Genomic DNA, 5,799 nt, shown 5'->3' with positions numbered 1-5,799 from the left:
CGCACCTTGCCCATGCCCTGACAGGTCGGGCAGGTCTGCGGCTGGGCGGCGCCCTCCGAGCCCGTGCCCTCGCAGGCCGCGCAGGTCGTCGAGCCGGGAATGGTGATCGTCGTCTGTTTCCCGGCGAACGCCTCCTCCAGCGTGATGCCGAGATTGTAGCGCAGGTCCGACCCGCGCGAGCGCCGCTGGCCGTTCCCCGGCCCGCCGCGGCGCCCGCCGACGAAATCGCCGAACAGGTCGTCGAACACGTCGGAGAAGGCGGAGGCGAAATCAGCCCCGCCCGGGCCCGCGCCGGGGCGCGGTCCGCCGCCCATGCCGCCCTCGAAGGCGGCGTGCCCGAACTGGTCGTAGGCGGCGCGCTTCTGCGGGTCGCGCAGGACCTCGTAGGCGGCGTTGACTTCCTTGAACTTCGCCTCGAGGCTCTTGTCGTCGCTGTTTCGGTCGGGGTGAAGCTCTTTGGCCAGCTTGCGGTAGGCCTTCTTGATGTCCTCGTCGCTTGCGCCCTTCGCGACGCCAAGCACCTGATACAGATCGCGTCTGGACATCGTCACCCTTTCCCCGCGACCGCAGCGCCGGCCCGCTTCGATCGCTCGATATAAGTTCCGAACGCGCGCGACGCCAGATCGTCAGGACGAGAAGGGCGCGCGCCTGCAGACGCGCGCCCGAGCCGGCGAGGGGCCGCGCGCGGCCCCGTCTGTCGGATGGTCGGTCAGGCCCGGCGGTCGTCGTCGCGGACTTCGGTGAAGTCGGCGTCGACCACGTCGTCCTCCTTCTGCCCCGTCTCCTTGTTCTCCGCCCCGGCCTCGGGCTGGGCGGCTTGCGCGGCTTCCGCTTCGGCCTTGTAGATCGCCTCGCCGAGCTTCATCGACGCCTCCATCAGCGCCTGATGCTTCTCCTTGATCGCGTCCGCATCCTCGCCTTCGAGCGCCTTCTGCAGCTCGTCGCGCGCCGCCTCGATGGCGGCCTTGACCTCGGCCCCGACCTTGTCGCCATGCTCCTTGAGCGACTTGTCGGTGGCGTGGATCAGGCTTTCGGCGTTGTTCCGCGCCTCGACCAGGGCGCGGCGCGCCTTGTCGGCCTCGGCGTTGGCCTCGGCTTCCTTGACCATCTTCTCGATGTCGGCGTCCGACAGCCCGCCCGAGGCCTGGATGGTGATCTTCTGCTCGCGATTGGTGCCCTTGTCCTTGGCGGAGACGCTGACGATGCCGTTCGCGTCGATGTCGAAGGTCACCTCGATCTGCGGCACGCCGCGCGGCGCGGGCGGGATGCTCTCGAGGTTGAACTGGCCGAGCATCTTGTTGTCGGCCGCCATCTCGCGCTCGCCCTGGAACACCCGGATCGTCACCGCCGACTGGTTGTCCTCGGCGGTCGAGAAGACCTGGGACTTCTTGGTCGGGATGGTGGTGTTGCGGTCGATCAGCCGGGTGAACACGCCGCCCAGCGTCTCGATGCCGAGCGACAGCGGCGTCACGTCGAGCAGCACCACGTCCTTGACGTCGCCCTGCAGCACGCCGCCCTGGATCGCGGCGCCGAGCGCCACGACTTCGTCGGGGTTGACGCCCTTGTGCGGCTCCTTGCCGAAGAACGCCTTCACCGTCTCGATGACTTTCGGCATGCGCGTCATGCCGCCGACCAGCACGACCTCGTCGATGTCCGCCGCGCTGACGCCGGCGTCCTTGAGCGCCTTGCGGCAGGGATCGAGCGTGCGCTCGACGAGATCGGCGACGAGCTTCTCCAGCGCGGCGCGGGTCAGCTTCATCGCGATGTGCTTGGGGCCCGTCGCGTCGGCGGTGATGTAGGGCAGGTTGATCTCGGTCTGCGTCGCCGAGGACAGCTCGATCTTCGCCTTCTCGGCGGCCTCCTTAAGCCGCTGCAGCGCCAGCTTGTCCCTCTTCAGGTCGATGCCGTGCTCCTTCTTGAACTCGTCGGCCAGATGATCGACCAGCCGCAGGTCGAAATCCTCGCCGCCGAGGAAGGTGTCGCCATTGGTGGACTTCACCTCGAACAGCCCGTCGTCGATCTCCAGCACCGAGATGTCGAAGGTGCCGCCGCCGAGGTCGTAGACGGCGATGGTCTTGGCCTTGTCCTTGTCGAGCCCGTAGGCGAGCGCGGCCGCCGTCGGCTCGTTGATGATGCGCAGCACTTCGAGCCCGGCGATCTTGCCCGCGTCCTTGGTCGCCTGGCGCTGGGCGTCGTTGAAATAGGCGGGCACGGTGATGACGGCCTTGGTCACCGTCTCGCCGAGGAAGGTCTCGGCGGTTTCCTTCATCTTCTGCAGGATGAAGGCGGAGATCTGCGACGGCGAATACTTGTCGCCGCGCGCCTTCACCCAGGCGTCGCCATTGCCGCCCTCGACGATGGCGTAGGGCACCATGCCCTTGTCCTTCTCGACGGTCGGGTCGGAATAGCGCCGGCCGATCAGGCGCTTGACGGCGAAGAGCGTGTTCTCGGGGTTGGTGACGGCCTGCCGCTTGGCGGGCTGGCCGACCAGCCGCTCGCCGCTTTCGGTGAAGGCGACCATCGAGGGGGTGGTGCGCGCGCCCTCCGCGTTCTCGATCACGCGGGGCTGCGCGCCGTCCATGATGGCGACGCAGGAGTTGGTGGTTCCGAGGTCGATTCCGATGACTTTGGACATGAGCGCCCTTCCTTTCCGGCGATTGCGAGGGCGGATCCGCAGCGCGGCCCCCGCCCTTCCATCCCTGGGCCTCCGAAGAAGGCCCTACGAAGCTTGGGCGGATATATGGCGGCGGGTTTTCCCCCGCAAGGCGGGCGCCGGCGCGGCGAACGCGCTCAGCCAGCGCCTTTCACGGCTCCGCTCAGCCGCGCGGCGTCGGCGCGCGGCAGCGGCACATAGCGCGCGCCCATCGCGGTCGCGATCTCGGCGGCCTGCGGGCCGGGTCTTGGGGCGCTGTCGATGACGATGGCGGCGATCCCGGCGGCGCGGATCGCCGCCGCCGAGGCCAGCGCGTCGGCGGCGGCCTGCGCCCGCCCGCCTGCGCCGTCGCGCGCCACGTTCGCCCGCCCGTCCGTCAGCAGCGCCAGCGTCGGCGTCCAGCCCCGCCGCTGCGCCTGCAGCGCCTCGGCGAGCGCGAGATCGAGCCCCGCTGCGAGCGGCGTGCCGCCGCCCCCCGGCAGGCCCGCCAGCGCCCGTTTGGCGCGGGCGAGCGCACGGGTCGGCGGCAGGATCGTCTCGGCGCCGGCGCCGCGGAAGGCGATCAGCGCCACCCGGTCGCGGCGGACATATGACTCCGCCAGCAGCAGCTCGACCGCGCCCTTCGCTTCGGCGAGCCGCTGGGCGGCGGAAGAGCCCGACGCGTCGACCGCGAAGATGGTCGCGGTCTCGGCGGGCTTCTTGAAACGGCGGATGCGGAAATCCTCGCGGCGCACCAGCACGCCCGCCTGCGCCTCGCCGTTTTCGCGCCGGCGCAGCGGCTGCCAGGGCGCGGCGGCGCGCAGCGTCTCGATCAGATCGAGCCGCGCGCCGCCTTCGGGGCGGCCGGGCCGGGCGCCGATGGGGCGCCCGCGCGTCGGCGCCTTGCGCATCGCGCCGGCGGTTCCCCCCGCGGGGGCCTGCGCGCGGCGCATCTCGCGCGCGGCGGCGGCGGCGAGAAGCCCTGCGGGCAGGCGGGCGCGGGCGGCCTCGACCAGCATCTCGGCGAGCGTCCCGGGGTCGGGGGCGTCGTCGCGCTCGGGGTCGGAGGGGGCGTCCTCGGGCGGGGGCGGTTGATCGGGGGGCTGCTCGGGCGGCTCGGCCTCGTCCTCCGGCGCTGCGGGGATGCGGGTGGCGCGGGGGGCGAGCGTGAGGCGGACGGCCAGCGCGGCGTCCTCCGCGTCGATCTCGGCGCGGCCTGCGAGCGCGGCGGCGGCGCGGGCTGTGCGCAGGGCGAAGATCGCGGCGCGCGGGCTCTCGACGCCGAGCGCGTCCGCCGCCCGGCACAGCGCCGCGACGAGGTCGGGCGCGGCGGAGATTGCGGGCAGGCGTGCGCGGGCGGCCTCCAGATCGGGGCCGTCCCCATCGCCTTTCGCGGGGCGCAGCAGGTCGAGAGACAGATCGAAGGCGAGGCGCTCGCACAAAGCGGCGGGCGCGGCCTCCTCCTCCTCGGCGATGCCTTCGTCGAGCGCGACCACCGCGATCCGGGCGCGGGCGCGCCCGCCCGTCCCGTCGCGCTCGACGCTGATTTCGCCGCGGTCGAGCGCCTGGCCGAGATGGGCGGCGACGTTGGGCGCGGCGCGCTCGGCCATCGCCAGCACCGCGACCCCGCCATCGGCTTCCGCCAGCAGCCCCGACCGCGCGACGGGCCGACCTGCGGCCAGCGTCGCGGCGAGGTCGAGCCCGCCGAGCAGCCGCTCCTCGGTGGCGTGGGCGGGGATGCGGCGCAGCGGCGCGCCGGGGGGCAGGCCGGATTTCAGCCGGGCGAGCCATGCGTCGCGCGCCGGGCCGGGGCGGGCGCGCAGGCGGGCGCCGCCGAGCAGCGCCGGCGCGAGCGCCAGCAGGTCGGCGGCGGTCAGCGCGTCGGCCCAGAGCGCCCTGGCGAGATCGGCGGGCTCGGGGCGGTCCTCTCGCTCCGGCGGCGGGGCGCGCATCTGCATCGGGGGCGTCCTGCGCTCAGGCGGCGAGGATTTCGTCGACGGCGCGGGCGACGCGGACGGTGGAGCCGGCCTCGTCGAGCGGGTCGCGGCGCAGGCGGTGGCGCAGCGCGGCGGGGGCGACTTCGCGCAGATGCGCGTCGGTCACCGACTTGTCGCCCTCGAAGGCGGCGAGCGCGCGGGCGGCGCGCAACATGGTCAGCTCGCCGCGCAGCCCGTCCGCCCCCAGCGCGATGCACAGCCGCGCGGCCTTCTCGAGCGCAGCGTCGCCGGCCTCCACCCCGCCGAGCCGCCCGCGCGCGGCGACGATGCGCGCGCGCAGCTCCGCCTCCGCCTCGGCCCAGTCCGACAGGAAGGCGACGCGGTCGCGCTCGAAGGCGTCGCGGCGGCGCACCACCTCGATCCGCTCCTTCAGCTCCCTGGGCGTCGAGACTTCCACCGACAGGCCGAACCGGTCGAGCAGCTGCGGGCGCAGTTCGCCCTCTTCGGGATTGCCCGAGCCCACCAGCACGAAGCGCGCCGGGTGGCGCACGCTGAGACCCTCGCGCTCGACCACGTTCTCGCCGGAGGCGGCGACGTCGAGCAGCAGGTCCACAAGGTGGTCCTCCAGCAGATTCACCTCGTCGATGTAGAGGAAGCCGCGATGGGCCCGCGCCAGCAGCCCCGGCTCGAACGCCTTCTCGCCCTTGGTGAGCGCGCGTTCGAGGTCGAGCGCGCCGACGACGCGGTCCTCGGTGGCGCCGAGGGGCAGGTCGACCACGGGGGTCGGCGTCTCGACGGCCACGTCCGCCCGCCCGCAGCCGAGCGCGCAGGCGCCCGGCGCGCAATTGTAGGGGCAATGCGCGACCGCCATGATCGGCGGCAGCAGCGCGGCGAGCGCGCGCACCGCGGTGGACTTGCCGGCGCCGCGGTCGCCGAAGGCGAGCACGCCGCCGATGGCGGGGTCGATCGCCGCGAGGATCAGCGCCTGCTTCATCTCGGTCTGGCCGACGATGGCGGAGAAGGGGAAGACGGCGGTCATCGTGCGTGGTCCTCGCCGGGTGGTCGGACGGTTGGCTCCGGGCCGGACGGTCCGACCGGAGGTCTGGCGTGCGGCGCGCACTCTCGCGGCTGGGCGAGCGCATGTCCAGTCGCCGCGCCGACGCGGGGCCGACGGATGTCCGACGGAAGTCCGACGGAAGTCCGACGGAAGTCCGACGGAAGTCCGACGGA

General features: G+C 73.2%; 4 protein-coding genes. All 4 read right to left on the bottom strand.

Annotated features, from left to right (window positions below; all coding sequences use genetic code 11):
- Nucleotides 1-545 (bottom strand): DnaJ domain-containing protein (locus V7Q31_RS12875; RefSeq protein WP_333834269.1); only part of this gene is annotated, 545 nt, incomplete at its 3' end.
- Nucleotides 546-709: 164 nt separating this feature from the next.
- Nucleotides 710-2,635 carry a molecular chaperone DnaK gene (dnaK, locus tag V7Q31_RS12870; RefSeq protein WP_333834268.1) on the bottom strand — a complete coding sequence of 642 codons (1,926 nt, stop codon included), beginning with the start codon at nucleotides 2,633-2,635 and terminating at the stop codon, nucleotides 710-712.
- Nucleotides 2,636-2,790: 155 nt separating this feature from the next.
- Nucleotides 2,791-4,590 (bottom strand): magnesium chelatase subunit D, encoded by a 1,800-nt coding sequence (locus tag V7Q31_RS12865; RefSeq protein WP_333834267.1) that lies wholly within the window; start codon nucleotides 4,588-4,590, stop codon nucleotides 2,791-2,793.
- Nucleotides 4,591-4,606: 16 nt separating this feature from the next.
- Nucleotides 4,607-5,608 (bottom strand): magnesium chelatase ATPase subunit I, encoded by a 1,002-nt coding sequence (gene bchI, locus V7Q31_RS12860; RefSeq protein ID WP_333834266.1) that lies wholly within the window; start codon nucleotides 5,606-5,608, stop codon nucleotides 4,607-4,609.
- Nucleotides 5,609-5,799 lie beyond the last annotated feature (191 nt).

Source organism: Rubrimonas sp., assembly GCF_036788415.1.
Classification (GTDB): domain Bacteria; phylum Pseudomonadota; class Alphaproteobacteria; order Rhodobacterales; family Rhodobacteraceae; genus Rubrimonas.
The sequence above is the reverse complement of the archived record's forward strand: the minus strand, read 5'-3'. Positions and strand labels throughout refer to the sequence as shown.